This is a genomic window from Verrucosispora sp. FIM060022, from assembly GCF_003977705.1.
In the GTDB taxonomy this organism is placed as follows: Bacteria; Actinomycetota; Actinomycetes; order Mycobacteriales; family Micromonosporaceae; genus Micromonospora; species Micromonospora gifhornensis.
Window position 1 is genome coordinate 636,917 of sequence record NZ_RQIV01000002.1, and the last position, 17,584, is coordinate 654,500.

Sequence of the window (17,584 nt, forward strand, 5' to 3'; positions counted from 1 at the left end):
CCGACACCGGCCCTCGCTCCCACCCCGCCGGCCTGGTCCAACGGCCCGGCTGGCCGGTCCCGGGCCTCTGGCCGGCACCGTCACGGCGGAACGGGGGTATCCGGGAGCGCCGGAAACCGCAATTCCGCCGTAACGGCGAGAGCCTCCCCACCTCAGCGAGCCCGTGGCGTGCCGGACGTCCATGACGGGGTGGCGCGGGCCCATACCACGGCCGGGCTGTGGCGTGGGTGTTGTCCACAGGGGTGGTCGATCATGAGAGCGACCGTTGTCCACAGGGGTGCCGCAGGGCTGACGGTAGGCCGCACGGTGGAGGCATGCCTCCTTCCCCGTACCGGCCGGCCGCCCTCGCGTGGCAGGTGTTCCGCGGTTCCGAGGCGATCCGCGACCGCCTGATCACCCGGCACCAGCTTCGCGGTGCGTCCTGGGTCCGTCTGATGCACGACGTGTACGCCGACGCCCGCCTCGACCGCGATCACGAGTTGCTCTGCCGAGCGGCCTCGCTGCGATTACCACCCGGCGTGCTGATGGCCGGACCCTCAGCGGCCTACCTGCACGGCATCGAGCACGCCGCGACCTTCACCGACGAGGTTCACGTGCTGGCACCGATGCAGTTCCGGCTCGGCTCGCAGCGCGGCATCCGGGTGCACACCCTCGGTCCACGCCAGCCGCCGCAACCCGCGCCCGCGCCCGCGCCCGCGTCCGCCGAGCACGCCTGTCGGCCTGTCGCCGTCGCGGGACCGGTGGGCTCGCAGCCCTTGCTCCGGTCGGATGTCATCTGCGCGGCCTGGGAATGCGCGGTGTGGCTGGAGCCGGTACAGGCGGTCGGCATCATCGACGCCATGCTCCGGCAGGAGTTGGTCGACCACACCCGGCTGGACGCCATGGCCAGGGCGAACGCGGGCCGGCCCGGGGGCCGACGGGCCGAGTGGGTGTTCGGCCTGACCGATGCGGGTGCGCAGTCGCCGCCCGAGTCGCAGCTACGGGTCCGGCTGATCCTGGCGGGGCTGCCCCGACCGGTCACCCAACATCCGGTGCGGCTGGCCACCGGGCGGATCCTGCACCCTGACCTGTGCTGGCCCGAATACCGGGTGGCCGTCGAGTACGACGGGCTCTGGCACAGCGATCCCGACCAGCTCCACCTCGACCGGCAGCGGCTCAACCAGTTGGTGGCGGCCGGCTGGCGGGTGCTGCACGTGACCAGCCGACGCCTGCACCACGACTTCCCGGGACTCGTACGGGAGATCCGTACCGCCCTCGCCGCCGCCGGCTGGCACCGCTGACCACCCGCCGCAAGCCGGGGCCGGTGGCCCATCCCGCCGCCTCGCCCGGCAGCCCCCGGGGGGGGTGATCCACTCCGTTACGGCGAAGTGGCGGTCACCCAGCACTCGGGTAACCGCCACTTCGGCGAAAACTGCGGACGGGGCCGCGCAGACAGGTCGCACGAACCCGCGCGGCGGACGCGCGGGCCCGCGAGGCTAGCGGCGCAGCGGGGTGGTCACTGCGGCGTAGGCGTCGATGATGCCGTGGCCGTAGAAGCCATTGAAGTCGCGCGAGCCGGCGCAGTACGCGTCGAACTCGGCCGGCCGACCCTCGTTGGTGTAGGTCTGCAACCTCGGCTCGGGGCAGGCGCGCTCGGCGGCCGTGCCGAGCAGGTGCCGTTCGACCACGTCGGGCGCGAGGCCGAAGCCACCCCGGCCCTGCGGCTTGCCGTACCGGCTCACGATGAGCGCGGCGACGCCCGAGGCGTGCGGAGCGGCCATCGAGGTGCCCTGGAGGTACGTGTAGTAGGCGCACTGCCGGTTGGCCTTGCACTCCTTGAACACGAAGGTCTCCGCACCCGGCACGATGTTGCCGTCCTCGTCGACCGAGCCCTCCTCCTGGAGGACCTTCAAGGGGTACGTGGACAGGATCATGTTGGCGTCGGTGCGGAACGTGTCGGTGCCGAAGCCGTCCCGGAACCAACCGCCCGGCGCGGCGATGGCGGTCTGCTCGGTGCCGTAGTTGGAGTAGTCCGCCTTCTTACCCGACGGCCCGACCGACGAGACGCTGATGACGTGCGGCCCCTCGGTGGGCAGGTCCCAGCAGCTGTTGTTGTCGATCTCGCGGGGGTACGGCGCGACGTCCCCGTAGTTCGGGCTGGAGACGTCCGTACGCGGGTCGCCCAGGTCTTCGTGGTTGTTGCCGAGCGCACCGACCAGGGTGACGCCCCGGTCGTGGGCGAAGGTCAGCGCCCGCTTCATGGCCCGGATGGTGGCCCGCTGCGCGGCCTGCGCCTCCGGCGAGTCAGCCGGGTTCGCCGTGCAGTTGTAGAGCCACGGGTCCACGTAGAAGGACATGTTGACCACGTCAAGGCCCGACTTGCCGGCGTGCAGCAGCGCGTTGACCACCGGGTTGAGGAAGAAGTAACCGGAGTCCTGGCCGCCCTTGAGATTGACCAGGGAGACCTTCGGGGCCACGCCGGAGAGGCCGAAGCCGTTGGCGGCAGCGCCGATGGTGCCGGCGACGTGCGTACCGTGTCCGCCGTCGTCGGTGCCAGCCGGGTCGAGGCAGCTCGGCACCTCGCACGGCCCGTCGATCTCGGGGATGTCGGGCGCGAAGTTGCGGGACAGCGCCCAGTTGAAGTTCGGCGCGATGTCCGGGTGGCTGGCGTCGACGCCGGTGTCCAGGACGCCGACGGTGACCCGCCGGTCACCCGGCTCGATCTTGCGCGCCTTGTCGGCCCGGATCATCTCCAGGCCCCAGAGCTTGTCGTCCAGCGGGTCCAGCTTCTTGCCCCGCTGCTTGCCGGCCCCCTTGGCCGCAGCGACCGCCAGCAGGTGTTCCTGCTCGACCCGGTCCAGCTTGGGCTTACGGCCGATGGCCTTCTCCTCGGCGGCGCCGATCAGGGCGGCGGCGGCGGTCGCCTTCGTCGCGAAGTCGGCCCGGTCGCTGGTCACCTGGTACACACCGACCTCGTCGGTACGGGACACCACGGTCCCGCCGGCCGACCGGATCGCGGCGATGGCGGCGTCGGCGGAGACCCCGTCCTCCGCCACCACGGTGAAGGTCCGGGCAACGCCGGACGGTTCGGCACCAGCGGGCACGCCCAGGCCGGTCACCGTGAGTGCCAGTGCCGCCGCGGTCGCGACGACACCGACGGTGAAGCGCTTGCTCACCACATCGAATCCTCTCGTTGAGGGACGTGGCGTCATCAGACATCAACGCATGACGTTTCGCCAGACCGATATCCGCTAGGAAGTAAAAAGTCCGCTTCGCCGGAAAGGCCGACCAGGACAGCGGGCAGCTCGGCGAGGGAGCAAACTGCCGCATCCGGCAGCACATCAGGGGGAAGCGACTCGCCCCGCCGGTTCAGCCAGACCGCCCGCAACCCGGCCCGCTGGGCGGCGACCACGTCCAAGGCAAAGTTGTCGCCGACGTACACCACCTGCGAAGGTGTCGCCACTCCGGCCGCCTCACACACCCCGGCGTAGAACTCCGGTGCGGGCTTCTTCGGCAGGCCGTTCTCGTGTGCGTACACCTCGAAGGCGAACTCACCGGCGAGCCCGCAGCGTTCGGCGCGGCTGTTGCCGTTGGTGGCAAAGCCGAGCATCCACCGTTGCCGCAGGGTGGCCAGTGCGGGCAGCACGTCCGGGAAGGGTCGGGTGAGCGCGAACCGGCGGGCGAAAAAGACCTTGGCCAACTCGTCCAGGTGGTCGCCAAGGCCCGCCCGAGCCAGCGAACGGTGCAGTGCCGCCCGACGGATCTCCATCACCGGCGCCGAGGCCATGTCGCCGAAGACGGCACCCCAGTCCGATTCGAGGTCGGCGAGCGACACCTCGGCCGCCGCCGGGGTCAGCCGCCGCATCTCGTCGAGTACGGCCGCCAACCCACCGGTGACGGCCGGGCGCAGATCGAGCAGAGTCTCGTCGGCGTCGAACACCACCGCGCTCAGCATGCCGACCAGGGTGTCACGTGAGGGCCGGCTCCGCTGCCTTCGGCTGCTCGGGTAGGGCGGGTGCGCGTAGTTCGTCGATGCGGACCAGCGCCACTCCGGCGACGATCAACGCCCCGCCGAACAGTTGCACCACAGTGGGCAGTTCGCCAAGCACCAGCCAGGCGATCAGCACCGCGAACATCACCTCGGTCAGCCCCACGAAGGAGGCCATCCGGGCACCCAGCACACGGGTCGCGGCGATCCCGGCCAGGTAGGCGACCACCGCCGCGACCAGCACCAGGCCGGCGATCGGCACCACCCAGCTCATTTCCTGCCCGCCGAACTGCACCGTGCCGAAGCTGGCCCGCAGCGGCAGCGCGCCGACCAGGCCGAGCGCCAGCAGCACCGCGGCACCGACCGCCATGCCGCCACTGGCCATGACCACCGACGGCAGCGCGGAGTCGACCCGCCCGGCGAGTACGAAGTAGCCGGCGAGCCCGACCGCCGCGCCCAGCCCCCAGAGCACCCCGATCGGGTCGAGTCGGCCCGCACCGGTCAGGTCGAGCACGAAGAAGAGGCCGGCCAGGGCCGCCACCGAACCGGCCACGGTCAGCCGACGCGGACGCTGCCCCTGCACCAGCCAGGTCCACCCGACGACGAGGATGATGCCGAGGTACTCCAGCAGCAGTGCGACGCCGACCGGCAGGTAGCGCACCGCGTTGAAGAAGCAGACCTGGGCGACCGACACCCCCAGCACCCCGAAGACACCGATCGAGGCGAGGTTGCGGCGCAGCACCGGCCACCGGCCCCGCATGACGAGCAACGCGGGTGTCGCCAGCACCAGAGCGGCGAGGCCGACGCGGGCGATGACCACCGATTCGGCCGACCAGCCGGCGTTGATCAGGGATCGGGCGAAGGTACCCGAGGTGGCGAAGGTGACCGCGGAGAGCAGGGCCAGCGCGAGGCCGGCACCGGCGACGGGTGATTGACGCATGGCTCTCCTTGGCACGGCGCCTTGACATAGGCAAACTATGGTTACGCCGATGACGCTAGAGTCAGGCCAGGACAGGAGTCAAGTTGCCCTTCGCTCATGACACCGAGAGCTCCCTGATCGCCACCGCCGCGTTGGTCAACACCGCCGGCCAGGGCGACGAAGGGCTGCCCGACGTGGCTGCTCTGAACGACTTCTTCACCGTCCACTCCTACTCCGGACGCCACGAACACACCGAAGCGGAACTGCGGGCCGTACGCGCCCTGCGCCCCCGGCTGCGCCGCATCTGGCACGCCGACGTCGACGAGATCGTCTCGATCGTCAACGGACTGCTCCGCGAACACCGTGCCCTGCCCCAGCTCATCACCCACGACGACGAGCCGTACCACCTGCACGCCGTGCCTCGGGATGCCCCGCTGGCCACCAGGATGGCGGTCGAGGCGGCGATGGCGATCGCCGACGTGGTGCGCGGCGGCGAACTGCGCAGGCTACGCACCTGCGAGTACCCCGACTGCGACAACGTGCTTGTCGACCTGTCGAAGAACCGCTCCCGCCGATTCTGCGAAGCCGGCTGCGGCAACCGCGCAGCAGTCAACGCCTACCGCGCCCGCAAAGCCGCCGCCCGCAGCTGAGCCCTCGCCTCTGGGTGCGTTCGTTGTCCGCCAGAGCAACAGGAATCGCACCCAGAGGCCCCGCATTGGGCGATCAGTGGGCGCGTCCGGCCATCAGCCAGCGGGTCACCGCGATCCGGAGCAGCACGTACCGTCCGTCCGGGCCGTCCACTGTGACGTCCCACCCGTCGTACCGGTGCCGCAGGCCGTCGACGACGGCGGCCGGGAACGGCTGGCGCACGATGCGCGCCGAGCCTTCGGCGACGACCGGCGCGTCCCCGTCCGGTAGCGCGAGCGACACGCGAGGGTCGGCGGCGACGTTGCGGACCTTCCGGTTGCGCTCGCCGGTGCCGATCCACCACTCGCCGTCGAGGTAGAGGAACCAGACCGGCGTCAGGTGCGGCGAGCCGTCCGGCCGCAGCGTGCAGAGCCAGACGACGCGCTCGCGCTCCAACCGCTCCCGCACCTCCGCGCCGGGTGCGGTGACCACGTCAGCGCGGCGGTGCGGCGACAAAAACCCGCCAGGCGTACGCCTCAAAGGTCAGCACCGCCCCCGCAGCGTCCTTGCTGTCCCGCACCCCCACCACCCCAGGCACATTCGTAGCCACCTCGACACAGTCGTTCGACTGCGCACTACGACTGCTCTTGCGCCACCGGGCACCAGTCAGTTCCATGACTCGGCCACGTCCCTCATCAACTCGATCGACTGGGTAGGCGTGTACGCCTCGCCCAGACAAACCTCCCACACCTGCCTCAGAAGATCGAGATCCGCCGACCGGTCCACTTCCTGTCCACCGATGTGGCTGCCGAGGAAGGCGCTGTCGGTGCCATCCCTCGCCGTGGCCAGAAGGAAGGGGCCGCCCAGGCCGGGGTGCTCCGCCGCCGCTTGCGGGATGACGTGTAGCCGCACCCGGGGATGCTCGCTGGCGACCTGCACGAGGTGCGACACCTGCTCGGAGATGACCTTCCGGTCTCCGACACATCGGCGAATGGCCGCCTCATCGATGATCGCCACCAGGTGAGGCGAGGAGTCACCCGACAGCACCGCCTGATTGCCCGACGCAGCTCCGCGACCAGGAAGGCCGCCGCTGTCAGCTGTCCACTCGCCATTTCCAGCCGCCCTCCAGGAATCGGTCGATCGACTACAGCGCACCGCCACCGGCAACCCGGCCCGGCCACAGTGGGCCTCGGACAGCACGGCCAAACCCTTCCGACCGTAATGGTCACCTCAGCAGACTGTGAAGCGCGACGCTCGCCGCTCATCCCCCGAGTCGCGACGTCGAGGTGGGACCGCCCGCTCCCCCGGCCGGCGGTCCCACCACCCGGGCGCAGGCACACGATCAGCCCAGCCCCAACCCCGGCCCAACTCAGCCGGTCCGGCCCCGATCCGACCAGCCCAACCCCGACCCCAGCTCGAACGGAAGGCTGCGCCATGTTCCGATCCGCTTGGCGGCCCCGCTTCTTCGGGACGTTCCGGATGGCCCGCAACCAGCGCTCGATACCTCTCGCGCCCCGGCACCGCCGGATCTGGCGCGGGCTGCGTGCTTACTGCTCCTGCGGGCTGCGCTGGCGCAACTGCCCGGACCGTCATGCGACAGTGCCAACCACGTTGATCCACACCGTTTCGGCGCAACGGCGGTATCAAATGCGGGTGGATACCGCCATTCCGCCGGAATGCAGCCGGCAACCGACCGACACCGGACCGAGGGGCGGTCAGGGGTGGGTCATCCGGAGCAGGTCCAGGGCCTCGTCCAACTGGACCTCGGTGAGCTTGCCGGAGTCGACATGGCCACGGGAGATCACCACCTCCCTGATGGAGGTCTGCTTGGCCAGCGCCTCCTTGGCGATCGAGGCGGCCTCGTCGTACCCCAGGTAGCGGTTGAGGGGGGTGACGATCGACGGCGAGCCTTCGGCGTACGACAGGCAGACCTCGGCGTCCGCGACCAGGCCGACCACGCAGCGGTCGGCGAGCAGGCGGCTCGACGCGGCCAGCAGCCGGATGGATTCGAGCAGGTTGCGGCCCATCACCGGGAGCATCACGTTGAGTTCGAAGTCGCCCTGCGAGCCGGCGAAGGCCACCGTCGCGTCGTTGCCGATCACCTGCGCGCAGACCTGCCGGACCGCCTCGCAGACCACCGGGTTGACCTTGCCGGGCATGATCGACGAGCCGGGTTGGAGGTCGGGGATGCGCAGCTCACGCAGGCCGGCGCGGGGGCCCGAGCCCATCCACCGGATGTCGTTGGCGATCTTGTAAAGACCAACCGCGACGGTACGCAGCTGACCCGACGCCTCCACCAGCGCGTCCCGTGCGCCCTGCGCCTCGAAGTGGTTACGTGCCTCGGTCAACGGCAGCCCGGTGGAGTCGCGCAGCTTCTCGATCACCCGGGCGGCGAAGCCCAGGGGGGTGTTGATGCCGGTACCCACCGCGGTGCCGCCCAACGGCAGTTCGGCCAGCCGGGGCAGCACCCCGTCCAGCCGCTCGATGCCGTAGCGGACCTGGGCGGCGTACCCGCCGAACTCCTGCCCCAGGGTCACCGGCGTGGCGTCCATCAGGTGGGTACGTCCCGCCTTGACCACTGTCTCGAACTCCGTGGCCTTGGCTTGCAGCGCGCCGGCCAGGTGGTCCAGCGCCGGCAGCAGGTCACGGGCGACGGCCTCGGTGGCGGCCAGGTGGATCGAGGACGGGAAGACGTCGTTGCTGGACTGGGAGGCGTTGACGTCGTCGTTGGGGTGCACGTCGCGGCCCAGCTCACGGCTGGCCAGCGTGGCGATCACCTCGTTGGTGTTCATGTTCGACGAGGTGCCGGAGCCGGTCTGGAACACGTCGATCGGGAACTGGTCGTCGTACCCGCCGTCGGCCACGTGCGCGGCGGCGGCGGCGATCGACGCGGCCACGTTCGCGTCGATCACCCCCAGATCGCCGTTGACCTCGGCCGCCGCCCCCTTGATCTGGGCCAGCGCCCGGATCTGGGCGGGCTCGATGCCCCGACCCGAGATCGGGAAGTTCTGCACCGCCCGCTGTGTCTGGGCCCGCCACAGCGCATCGGCGGGCACCTCCACCTCGCCCATCGAGTCGCGTTCGATCCGGTAGCCCGCCGCCTCTGGAGTCGTCACGCCTACCATCCTGCCGGGACCAAGAGCTAATCGCAGGGCGGCTCGGCAGAAAACGGGCGCTGGGCGAGGAAGTTGGGCACCCGGCTCCGCTGCCGCATCCAATTGGCAAATCCGGGGACGGTCCACCCCACCACCTCAAGCACGGTGTCGTGGTCAGCCGCCAGGTGCCGCCGGTAGATCGGTTCGTGGTGGGCGATCCGGTTCCGGAGCAGTCGAAGAGTGTTCAAGCGGGGGTGCAGCCTCGCTCTGGTTCCGCTGTATCCAGGGAAGGCTTGGCGGAGACCCGGCCGCCAGAGCGACATCTCGTAGTTGCAGTCGCCACCGGCGCTCAGCAGTGCGACCCAGAAGCCAAACGGCAAGGCTGCCACCACATGGCCCGGGCTGCCGCTGGCGCCTCTGCGCCCCATCTCGGCACATGCCTTGGCGATCATGTCGTTGGCAGGAGGGGTGAAGTCGAACCGCGGCGCCAACCACCAGTCCTCCCGCCCGCCCAGCACCCTGAGTTGTTCATGGAGCGCGTTACGCAGCACCACTTCGAAGTGCCCCAGCACCTCGAAGAACGCAGCGGACACAGCCGTGTTCCACTCGTAGAGTTGGATTCCTTCGGCGAGCCCGCCTCCGGCCGCCTTGACGTACGGCTCAAGCCGACCTGCCGAGAGAGCCCTCTCCAGCGCCACGATGTCGGCCATCACAGTCGCCCTTCTTGTCGTTCTGGGGTAAAGTTCATGCGTACGCCCCGGATGTTGCCTCTGCTTGCAAGCAACCCGGGGCATTGCCTTGTCAGAAACAGCAGGACGGCCGCTCAGACCGACCGGTGCCGGAGGCTCTGCAACGGGGCGCCGGTCGCGGCGACGAAGAAAAAGCTCCAGCCGTTGCGGTGCGGGCTTACGGCCGGGTTGTAGTGCTGGACGATTTCCCGCGCAGCCTGGCTGGGAGTCCGGAAGGAACGGCCGGCCAGCGGACCCGATGTGATCTCGATTCGTCCTGGCCCGGGCACGAACATCCCATAGGTGCGGTGGCCTGCATAGTCCGCGTAGACCCGCACCGAAGCCGGCTCATCACCATCTGGCGTAGCCGGCTCCGGCGCTGCAGCCGCTTGGGCTTGCTCCACAAGGCGAGCCACCAACTGCCCCTTCGTCATGCCGGTGATGCCCGCCGCGAAGGTCAGGTACCTATCAGTCGCGTCGTCAACTTCGATCTGCGGCATGTGCACACCCCCCTGCTCACACAGGAGAGTACGCCATCAGAATCTTCAGCGCAACAGCCGTCCCCTCAAAATCAAGGGGAACTCAGAATCCTCAGTTTTCTTAGCGGCGGCCGATCGTAAGCACCGGCTTGGTGACCTCGGCGAAGAAGTCGTTGCCCTTGTCGTCGACGACGATGAAGGCCGGGAAGTCCTCCACCTCGATCTTCCAGACCGCCTCCATGCCCAGCTCCGCGTACTCCAGGACCTCGACGTGCTTGATGCAGTCCTGGGCAAGCCGGGCGGCCGGGCCGCCGATCGAACCGAGGTAGAAGCCGCCGTGCTGCTCGCAGGAGCGGGTCACCTGAGCGGAGCGGTTGCCCTTGGCCAGCATCACCATCGAGCCGCCGGCAGCCTGGAACTTCTCCACGTACGCGTCCATCCGGCCGGCGGTGGTCGGGCCGAACGAGCCGGAGGCGTAGCCCTCCGGGGTCTTCGCCGGGCCGGCGTAGTAGACGGCGTGGTCGCGCAGGTACTGCGGCATCGGCTCGCCCGCGTCCAACCGCTCGGCGATCTTGGCGTGGGCGATGTCTCGGGCGACCACCAGCGGGCCGGTCAGGGACAGTCGGGTCTTGACCGGGTACTTCGACAGCTCGGCGCGGATCTCGTCCATCGGCCGGTTCAGGTCGACGCGTACCACCTCGGTGGTGTCCAGCTGCGCGTCGGTGACCTCGGGCAGGTAGCGGGCCGGGTCGGTTTCGAGTCGCTCCAGCCACACACCCGACGGGGTGATCTTGGCAACCGCCTGGCGGTCGGCCGAGCAGGAGACCGCGATGGCCACCGGGCAGGACGCGCCGTGTCGGGGCAGCCGGACCACCCGTACGTCGTGGCAGAAGTACCGCCCACCGAACTGCGCGCCGATGCCGAAGTTGCGGGTCAGCTCCAGCACCTCCGCCTCCAGCTCCAGGTCACGGAAGCCGTGCGCGGTCATCGAGCCGGAGGTCGGCAGCGCGTCGAGGTACTTGGCGGAGGCGTACTTGGCGGTCTTCAGGGCGTACTCGGCACTGGTGCCGCCGATCACCACGGCCAGGTGGTACGGCGGGCAGGCCGAGGTGCCGATCAGCCGCAGCTTCTCCTCCAGGAACTGCATCATCCGCGTCGGGTTCAGCAGCGCCTTGGTCTCCTGGTAGAGGTACGACTTGTTGGCCGAGCCGCCGCCCTTGGCCATGAAGAGGAACTTGTACGCGTCCGGGTGCCCGTCCGGGTCCTCGGCGTACAGCTCCACCTGGGCGGGCAGGTTGCTGCCGGTGTTGCGCTCCTCCCACATGGTCAGCGGGGCGAGCTGGGAGTAGCGCAGGTTCAGCCGGGTGTACGCCTGCCAGACGCCGCGGGAGATCGCCTCGGCGTCGCTGCCGTCGGTGAGCACGTGCCGCCCACGCTTGCCCATCACGATCGCGGTGCCGGTGTCCTGGCACATCGGCAGCACTCCGCCGGCGGCGATGTTGGCGTTGCGCAGCAGGTCCAGCGCGACGAACCGGTCGTTGGGCGAGGCCGCCGGGTCGTCGATGATCGACCGCAGCTGGGCCAGGTGCGCCGGCCGCAGGAAGTGGGCGATGTCATGCATCGCCTCGGCGGTCAACGCGGTCAACGCGGCCGGGTCGACGGTGAGGAACCGGCGCCCACCCGGACCGTTCACCACGTCGACGCCCTCGTCGGTGACCAGGCGGTACTCCGTCTGGTCCGGCCCGGTCGGCAACAGCGGGGCGTACGAGAATTCCGTGCTCATGCCGCCACTCCACTGCGCTCCGTGCCGCCGTGGGGCACCACCGCACTACACCCGTGATTCGCTCGCTGACGCTCGCTCATGATGGCAAAGCCTAGGGCAGAAGGTTCGATCACTCCTACCCACCGGGTGGGGTGGTGCCGCTCACCCTCGTCCGACCCGGCGGACGGCGTCACTTGCCGGAATCAGGGGCGTCGCACAGCTCGTTCTTCGGCCCGCAGGTGCCCTGCGGCCCCGGCGCGCCGGGACTGCCCGCCGGCCCCGGCACACTCCCGTCGCCGTTGCGACCTGGATCACCGTTGCGGGCCGGGTCGCCGCTCGCCGCTCCGAAGCGGATGTACCCGATCTCACGGCCCTCACCGATCACCATGCCGGCCGGACCGACCGCCAGCGCGTTGGCCGAGGTCCGCAGCGCGACCAGTTCCCGGCCGGTACGCGGATCCAGAGCCACCAGCCGGTTCGGCTTCTCGTCGGCGACGACGGCCGCGTACGGGGTCAGTGCCGCACCCGCCTTCTCGCCGCTCGGCCGGTTCCACCGCACCTGACCGGAGCTGAGTTCCCGGCCGGAGATCCCGTCCCGGCCGGCGGTGCGCACCACCGCGTACCGGTCGTCCACGGCGAGCACCCGTTCGGAGTTCTCGGTGGCCAGCAGCAGTCGCCCGTCGTACCCGTCGAGGATCGCCTCACGGCCGTCCGGGGCGACCCCGACCAGCACGTTGCGGGCACCGTACGGATCCTCCCGCTGCACGCACCCGGCACTGTCGGCGGTACGCAGGTTGAGCCCGGAACGCTGCCAGGTCTCCTGCCCGGTGGCCGCGTCCCGGCCGGAGATCGTGAAGTAGCAGTTGCCGTCCTGGGAGCGGGCGACGATGCGCAGCAGCCGGCCACCGATCACCGCGAGCCGCTCGTCGCGTCCCGGTTCCACGTCCTGCAACACCCGACCGGTCGCGGTGTCCACCACGTGCACCCGCCCGTCGACCGGGAAGCCGAGCAGCGCCGGTACGGTCTCCGGGCCCGCCACCTCACCGTGGATCCGAGGGCTGGACAGCCGACGGCTGTCGAGCAGGTTCGGGTTGTCGGCGAGCAGGCCGCTGCTGACCCCGGGCAGGAAGGCGGTCCACAGCGGCGCGACCCCGCGCGGTTCCCAGGCGCTCAGGGTGCAGTCGGTCGCCTCCACGCAACGCGCGTCGAGCAGCAGGTTGCGGTAGGTCCACACGGCCACCGCGTCGTTGTCGCGCCGACGGGTCACGCCGGTGGTCGGGTCGAGGACCTCGTACCCCTTGACCAGCAGGCGACCGACGGCGACCACGGCCTCGGCACCGCCGCCGGCCACCGCGCTCCAGTCGGCCTTGCGCTCCCAGAGTTGGCTGCCGGTGGCCAGGCTGCGGGCCTCGACCCGGGTGCGTTGTTCGACCACCACCGTCTCCCCGGCGATGGTGACGCTGCGCGGGGTGCCACCGATGCGCTGCTGCCAGACGAGGTCCGGCTCGGAGATGGGCGACCGCCTGTTCACCCAGTCCCACATGCCAGGAAACGGGTTCCAGACTCCGGTCGCGGCCAGCGCGACGACAGTGGTCAGGCCAAGCAGCAGCCAGCCACGCACGCCGAGGCCGCTGCCCTTCGCCACCGGAACACGGTAGCCACCCACCCCTCGCACCGCGCGCACCACACCGCGTGTCGTGAAAGGAAGGGCACCTTATTAACGCCTCCGGTAGTAGAAGGGCCCCTTGTTAACGCGGGTGAGCGGCAGGCTTCAGCACCGGCCACAGCGCCAGCGTCGCGGCGATCGACGCGGCACCGGCCACCGCCATCACCACGCCCGGGGCGAGCCACTCACTCAGCCCGCCCGCACCCGCCGCCGCCAGCCCCTGCATCGCCATCATCCCCGTGCTGACCAGCCCGAACGCCTGCCCACGGCGCAACTCGGGCACCGCGTCGAGGAAGCGCCGGGCCAGCCCGAGCTGGTAGGCGAAGCCCGCGGTGGCCACCGCGAAGAGCGCCGCCGCCGGCAGCAACCCCGGACCGGCCAGAAACGCCAGCATCGGTACGCCGAGCAGCAGCGCGAGCCAGGGCGTCCACCGCTCCCGGCGCGCCGGTGCCACGAACCGACCCACCAGCAGGTCACCGACCAGCATTCCGCCCGCACCGGCCATCAGCAGCACGCCGGCACTGGCACCCGGTCCCAACTCCGCCGCGTACGGCACCGCCACGCCTTCGGCACCGACGAGCAGCGAGCCGGGCAGCCACTGGGCGAGCAGCAGTCCCCGGATCCGTCGATCGGCGAGCAGTTCCCGGTTGACCCGCAGCGTCTCCCGAACGGCACCACCCCTGCCCCGGCCCGCGGCTGTGCCCACGGCACCGGTAGCCGGGCCTACAGCGCCAGTGCTTACGGCATCGGTGGCAGGGGAGGTGCGGACGCGAGCGGGACGGCGAGTGAGGCCGAGGCGCACCAGCAGGGCGGACAGGCCGCAGGTCAGCGCGGTCAGCCAGAGCGCGCCGTAGGGCCCGACCAGCCCGAGCAACAGGCCACCGACGGCGAAGCCGGCCACCTGGGTGCCCCCGGCGGCCACCGAGAGCAGCGACCGTCCCAACACGTACGAGTCGCCGTGCAGCACCTCGGGCAGCAGCGCGGTCCGCGCGGCACTGCTGACCGGGCCGAACAGCGCCACGACGGCGACCAGGCCGAGCATCAGCGGCGGCGACAGCGCCCCGGTGGCGAGCACCACGACCACCGCCAGCCGCAACAGGTCGTACCCGACGATCAGCGCGCGGGCCGGCATCCGGTCCGCCAGGGCCAGCAGGAACACCCCGCCGAGCGCGTGCGGCAGGAACCCGGTCACGTACGCCAGTGCGGCCAGCAGCCCGGAGCCGGTGCGCTCGTAGACCAGCACGGAGAGGGCCAGCATCTTCACCGTCTCGCCGATCATGAAGATCCCGAAGCTGCCGAAGATCACCCGGAACTCGGCCACGGCGAAGACGTCGCCGAAGGTCGCCGGCCGCTCGACGGTGGGCGTACGCGTGTCGGTCACGGTGATCAGCGTGGTCGAAGGCCCCGGTCCGCTCTATCCTTTCGCTGTCAAGCGAAAGGTGCGGCATGCGGATCGAGGTCACCCCGGCCGACGTGGCCGCCAGTCGGTACGCCGTCTCCCCGCTGGGCGAGACGGTGTCCGCGTTACGGCTGCACGCCGGTCAACGGGCCTCCGACGGGCTGGGGCCGTGGGTGGCCCGGACCAGGCCCGCGTACGAGCGGCTGCGCCGGGAGGTGCCGGCGGTCGGGGCGCTGCTGGCGCTGTTGCGTCGCGGCGGCTACAACGCCGACTTCATCCAGCCTCCGCCGGACGGCACGGCCCGGGACTTCCACGGCGAACTGGCTGCGGTCCGGGCGACCCCGTTGGCGCAGGCCCGCGACGAGTTGGCCCGCAACCTCGCCGGGCCCCGCGCCACTCCACCGGCGTACGCCCGCAGGATCTACGCCGCTCCGAACGTGGTCGACCTGATCGCGGACGCGATCGAGGAGTCGTGGAAGGCGCTGGTCGAGCCGGACTGGCCGCGTCTGCGCGCGATCCTGGAGCGCGACCTGGTCCGTCGGGCGGGTCGCCTGCTCGCCTACGGCTGGGGTGCGGCCGTCGCGGACCTGGATCCCCGGCTGCGCTGGATCCCCGGTGACGTCGGCGTCATCGAGATCGACAGCAACGACCCCGACACCCACTCGCTTGCCGGTCGGGGCCTGCTCTTCGTGCCCACCGTCTTCGGCACCCTGATCGCGTACGTCGAGCAGCCCTGGCCGTACGCGATCGTCTACCGGGCCTCCGGGGTGGCCGAGTTGCTCGGGCCGCCCGACCCGGCCCGCCCCGACGACGCCCTGGATCGGCTGGTCGGCCGCTCGCGGGCGGCGGTGCTGCGGGCGCTCGCCCTGCCCGCCACCACCAGTCAACTCGTCGCTCAACTCGGGCTCAGCCTCGGCGGCGTCGGCGACCACCTCACGGTGCTGCGGGAGGCCGGGCTGGTCAGCCGGATCCGCACCGGTCGGGCCGTGCGCTACCGGCGTACCCCGCTCGGTGACGCGCTGTGCGCCGACTGATCCGTCTCAGCCGGACTGAGCCGTGTTAAGAGGGGACCCCTGCTCTACCGGAGACGTTAAGAAGGTGCCCTTCCTTCCCCCCGGACGGCGGAGCGGACGAGGGGAAGGACGCGGTACGGGATCTGCTCGTCCAGGGCGATGATGGTGGAGGCGCGGCGGATGCCCTCGTACGCGACGATCTGGTCGATCACCCGTTGCAGGTCGGCGTTGGAGCGGGCCACGATCCGGCAGAGCAGGTCGCTGGAGCCGGTGATGGTGTGCGCCTCCAGCACCTCGGGAATCCCGGCCAGGTGGTTGGCCACCGGGACGTGCCCGTGCCGTTGACTGATCTCCAGGGTGACGAAACTGGTCACCGTGAACCCGATCGCGGCGGGCGACACCTCCGGCCCGAATCCGCCGATCACCTTCCGGTCGACGAGTTTGTCGAGCCGCGCCTGGACGGTGCCGCGAGCCACCCCCAGGCGACGGGAGCACTCCAGCACACCGATCCGCGGTTCCGCGGCGAGCAGTTCGATGAGGCTGACATCGAGCGCGTCGAGCTGTACATCCTGTCCAGGGTTCACGGCTGACCACCCTACTTGTTGTGCAACCTGACCAGCGATAGAGCTGACAGTTGCTCAGTGAGCGGGGTCACGGTGATAGTCCGGGGAACGAGCACAGCGTCGGCCGAGCAGGCCGGCCGGTACGCAAGGGAGGCCACCATGACCCAGGCGATCGACCGACCCCAGTCGACCGACGACGTCGACGTCGATGCCCTCGTCGGCGCCGTCGACCACGACATCGCCCGTGACCCGTTCCCGGTCAAGGGCCTCGACCACGTGCACTTCCTGGTCGGCAACGCGAAGCAGGCCGCGCACTACTACTCCACCGCCTTCGGCATGACCTGCGTGGCGTACCGGGGCCCGGAGCAGGGCCACCGCGACCACGCCCAGTACGTGTTGACCAGCGGCTCGGCCCGGTTCGTGCTCACCGGCGTGGTACGCCCCGACGCCGACGGCGCCGAGCACGTGGCCAAGCACAGCGACGGTGTCTCCGACATCGCGCTGGAGGTGCCGGACGTGGACGCCGCGTACGCGCACGCCACCGCGCAGGGCGCGACCGGCCTGCTGGAGCCGCACGACGTCAGCGACGAGCACGGCACAGTCCGGATGGCCGCCATCGCCGCGTACGGCGACACCCGGCACACCCTGGTCGACCGGTCCCGCTACACCGGCCCGTTCCTGCCCGGCTTCGTCGCCCGCGGCCCGATCGTGGACCGGCAGCCGATGATCGACGCCGGCATCCAGCCGAAGCGCTTCTTCCAGGCCGTCGACCACGTGGTCGGCAACGTGGAACTCGGCAGGATGGACGAGTGGGTCGAGTTCTACAAGCGAGTCATGGGCTTCACCAACATGGCCGAATTCATCGGTGACGACATCGCCACCGACTACTCGGCGCTGATGAGCAAGGTGGTCGCGAACGGCACCCGCAAGGTGAAGTTCCCGCTCAACGAGCCGGCGATCGCCCGCAAGAAGTCGCAGATCGACGAGTACCTGGAGTTCTACCAGGGCCCGGGCGCGCAGCACATCGCCGTGGCCACCAACGACATCCTGGCAAGTGTCGACGCGATGCGGGCGGCCGGCGTCGACTTCCTGGACACCCCGGACTCGTACTACGACGACCCGGAGTTGCGGGCCCGCATCGGCGAGGTACGGGTGCCGATCGAGGAGCTGAAGGCCCGCAAGATCCTGGTGGACCGGGACGAGGACGGCTACCTGCTCCAGATCTTCACCAAGCCGGTGCAGGACCGCCCGACCGTCTTCTTCGAGCTCATCGAGCGGCACGGCTCGCTCGGCTTCGGCAAGGGCAACTTCAAGGCCCTCTTCGAGGCGATCGAGCGCGAGCAGGAGAAGCGCGGCAACCTGTAAC

Annotated in this window: 17 protein-coding genes; 4 read left to right on the forward strand and 13 right to left on the reverse strand. The window is 70.4% G+C overall.

Going from position 1 to position 17,584, the window contains the following annotated elements; translation table 11 throughout:
• Nucleotides 1–314 precede the first annotated feature (314 nt).
• Nucleotides 315–1,280 carry a PDDEXK family nuclease gene (locus tag EG812_RS09515; RefSeq protein WP_126711347.1) on the forward strand — a complete coding sequence of 322 codons (966 nt, stop codon included), beginning with the start codon at nucleotides 315–317 and terminating at the stop codon, nucleotides 1,278–1,280.
• A gap of 195 nt (nucleotides 1,281–1,475) precedes the next feature.
• Here the strand turns inward: EG812_RS09515 and EG812_RS09520 are convergent, their stop codons facing one another.
• The 3 genes from EG812_RS09520 to EG812_RS09530 are packed head-to-tail and all read right to left on the reverse strand — an operon-like array spanning nucleotide 1,476 to nucleotide 4,907.
• A complete protein-coding gene (locus EG812_RS09520; RefSeq protein WP_050814802.1) occupies nucleotides 1,476–3,155 on the reverse strand; it encodes a S8 family serine peptidase in 1,680 nt (559 codons plus the stop codon).
• 35 nt (nucleotides 3,156–3,190) lie between these two features.
• Entirely contained in the window at nucleotides 3,191–3,934 is a 744-nt protein-coding gene (locus EG812_RS09525; protein ID WP_126711348.1) for an HAD family hydrolase, read from the reverse strand.
• A 13-nt stretch (nucleotides 3,935–3,947) separates the two neighbouring features.
• Entirely contained in the window at nucleotides 3,948–4,907 is a 960-nt protein-coding gene (locus EG812_RS09530; protein WP_126711349.1) for an EamA family transporter, read from the reverse strand.
• A gap of 83 nt (nucleotides 4,908–4,990) precedes the next feature.
• On the opposite strand from EG812_RS09530, the gene EG812_RS09535 reads away from it, so the two are divergent.
• Nucleotides 4,991–5,536: a CGNR zinc finger domain-containing protein gene (locus tag EG812_RS09535; protein ID WP_013736214.1), complete on the forward strand. Its 546-nt coding sequence runs from the start codon at nucleotides 4,991–4,993 to the stop codon at nucleotides 5,534–5,536.
• A 73-nt stretch (nucleotides 5,537–5,609) separates the two neighbouring features.
• On the opposite strand, the gene EG812_RS09540 is transcribed toward EG812_RS09535, so the two are convergent.
• From EG812_RS09540 to EG812_RS09580, 9 genes are all read right to left on the reverse strand, one after another.
• Entirely contained in the window at nucleotides 5,610–6,005 is a 396-nt protein-coding gene (locus tag EG812_RS09540; RefSeq protein WP_233579434.1) for a TIGR03618 family F420-dependent PPOX class oxidoreductase, read from the reverse strand.
• Nucleotide 6,006: 1 nt separating this feature from the next.
• Nucleotides 6,007–6,189 carry a DUF397 domain-containing protein gene (locus tag EG812_RS09545; protein ID WP_126711351.1) on the reverse strand — a complete coding sequence of 61 codons (183 nt, stop codon included), beginning with the start codon at nucleotides 6,187–6,189 and terminating at the stop codon, nucleotides 6,007–6,009.
• A complete protein-coding gene (locus tag EG812_RS09550) occupies nucleotides 6,180–6,530 on the reverse strand; it encodes a Scr1 family TA system antitoxin-like transcriptional regulator (protein ID WP_126711352.1) in 351 nt (116 codons plus the stop codon). The genes EG812_RS09545 and EG812_RS09550 overlap by 10 nt, the downstream gene beginning before the upstream one ends.
• Before the next feature lie 698 nt (nucleotides 6,531–7,228).
• The gene (locus tag EG812_RS09555; RefSeq protein WP_199743834.1) at nucleotides 7,229–8,638 is read right to left on the reverse strand and encodes a class II fumarate hydratase; all 1,410 of its coding nucleotides are present in this window, start codon (nucleotides 8,636–8,638) and stop codon (nucleotides 7,229–7,231) included.
• Between the two features lie 17 nt (nucleotides 8,639–8,655).
• The gene (locus EG812_RS09560) at nucleotides 8,656–9,318 is read right to left on the reverse strand and encodes an Abi family protein (protein ID WP_126711354.1); all 663 of its coding nucleotides are present in this window, start codon (nucleotides 9,316–9,318) and stop codon (nucleotides 8,656–8,658) included.
• 113 nt (nucleotides 9,319–9,431) lie between these two features.
• Nucleotides 9,432–9,836, reverse strand: coding sequence for a hypothetical protein (locus EG812_RS09565; protein WP_043725901.1), 405 nt, complete (start codon nucleotides 9,834–9,836; stop codon nucleotides 9,432–9,434).
• A gap of 100 nt (nucleotides 9,837–9,936) precedes the next feature.
• A complete protein-coding gene (locus tag EG812_RS09570; protein WP_013736222.1) occupies nucleotides 9,937–11,598 on the reverse strand; it encodes a fumarate hydratase in 1,662 nt (553 codons plus the stop codon).
• A 169-nt stretch (nucleotides 11,599–11,767) separates the two neighbouring features.
• Entirely contained in the window at nucleotides 11,768–13,222 is a 1,455-nt protein-coding gene (locus EG812_RS09575) for a collagen-like protein (RefSeq protein WP_050814803.1), read from the reverse strand.
• A gap of 103 nt (nucleotides 13,223–13,325) precedes the next feature.
• Nucleotides 13,326–14,624, reverse strand: coding sequence for an MFS transporter (locus tag EG812_RS09580; protein WP_013736224.1), 1,299 nt, complete (start codon nucleotides 14,622–14,624; stop codon nucleotides 13,326–13,328).
• Nucleotides 14,625–14,689: 65 nt separating this feature from the next.
• Between EG812_RS09580 and EG812_RS09585 the strand changes: the two genes are divergently transcribed.
• Nucleotides 14,690–15,676 carry an ArsR/SmtB family transcription factor gene (locus EG812_RS09585; protein WP_013736225.1) on the forward strand — a complete coding sequence of 329 codons (987 nt, stop codon included), beginning with the start codon at nucleotides 14,690–14,692 and terminating at the stop codon, nucleotides 15,674–15,676.
• 56 nt (nucleotides 15,677–15,732) lie between these two features.
• On the opposite strand, the gene EG812_RS09590 is transcribed toward EG812_RS09585, so the two are convergent.
• The gene (locus EG812_RS09590; RefSeq protein ID WP_013736226.1) at nucleotides 15,733–16,239 is read right to left on the reverse strand and encodes an Lrp/AsnC family transcriptional regulator; all 507 of its coding nucleotides are present in this window, start codon (nucleotides 16,237–16,239) and stop codon (nucleotides 15,733–15,735) included.
• Between the two features lie 138 nt (nucleotides 16,240–16,377).
• On the opposite strand from EG812_RS09590, the gene hppD reads away from it, so the two are divergent.
• Nucleotides 16,378–17,583 carry a 4-hydroxyphenylpyruvate dioxygenase gene (gene hppD / locus EG812_RS09595; protein WP_013736227.1) on the forward strand — a complete coding sequence of 402 codons (1,206 nt, stop codon included), beginning with the start codon at nucleotides 16,378–16,380 and terminating at the stop codon, nucleotides 17,581–17,583.
• The last annotated feature ends 1 nt before the right edge of the window (nucleotide 17,584 follow it).